This is a genomic window from Streptomyces sp. BE303, assembly GCF_036290945.1.
Taxonomy (GTDB): domain Bacteria; phylum Actinomycetota; class Actinomycetes; order Streptomycetales; family Streptomycetaceae; genus Kitasatospora.
This window is the reverse complement of the sequence record NZ_JAQYWZ010000594.1, coordinates 1-803: the sequence shown is the minus strand read 5'-3', so window position 1 is coordinate 803 and position 803 is coordinate 1. Positions and strand designations below refer to the sequence as shown.

Annotated in this window: 1 protein-coding gene; it reads left to right on the top strand. The window is 71.4% G+C overall.

The window, feature by feature from the left end; translation table 11 throughout:
* Positions 1-803, top strand: an 803-nt coding sequence (galE, locus tag PUR56_RS13275; RefSeq protein ID WP_329949054.1) for a UDP-glucose 4-epimerase GalE, incomplete at both ends; no start/stop codon positions are given.

The window sequence follows — 803 nt, the reverse complement described above, 5'->3', positions numbered from 1 at the left end:
GTACCTGGTCACGGGTGGCGCCGGCTATGTCGGCAGTGTGGTGGCCGCCCACCTGCTGGAGGCGGGTCACCAGGTGACCGTCCTGGACGATCTCTCCACGGGCTTCCGTGCGGGCGTGCCGTCCGGTGCGGAGTTCGTCGAGGGCCGGATCCAGGAGGCCGGGAAGGTCCTGGACGGTTCCTTCGACGGTGTGCTGCACTTCGCCGCCTCCTCGCAGGTCGGCGAGTCCGTCACGGACCCGGAGAAGTACTGGCGCAACAACGTGGCCGGCTCGCTGGAGCTGATCAGCGCCATGCGCGCGGCCGGTGTGCGCAGGCTGGTGTTCTCCTCCACCGCCGCGACCTACGGCGAGCCGGAGTCCGTGCCGATCGCCGAGACCGCCCGCACCGCGCCGACCAACACCTACGGGGCCACGAAGCTGGCCGTCGACCACCTGATCACCGGCGAGGCCGTCGCCCACGGTCTGGCCGCCGTCTCGCTGCGGTACTTCAACGTGGCCGGCGCGTACGGCGCCTACGGCGAGCGGCACGACCCGGAGTCGCACCTGATCCCGCTGGTGTTCCAGGCGGCGCTCGGGCAGCGCGAGCACATCGCGGTGTACGGCGACGACTACCCGACCCCGGACGGCACCTGCATCCGCGACTACATCCACGTCGCCGACCTCGCCGACGCCCACCTGCTCGCCCTGGACGCGGCCAAGCCGGGCGAGCACCTGATCTGCAACCTCGGCAACGGCAGCGGCTTCTCGGTCCGCGAGGTGATCGAGTCGGTCAAGCGCGTGACCGGCCGCGAGATCCCGGTGC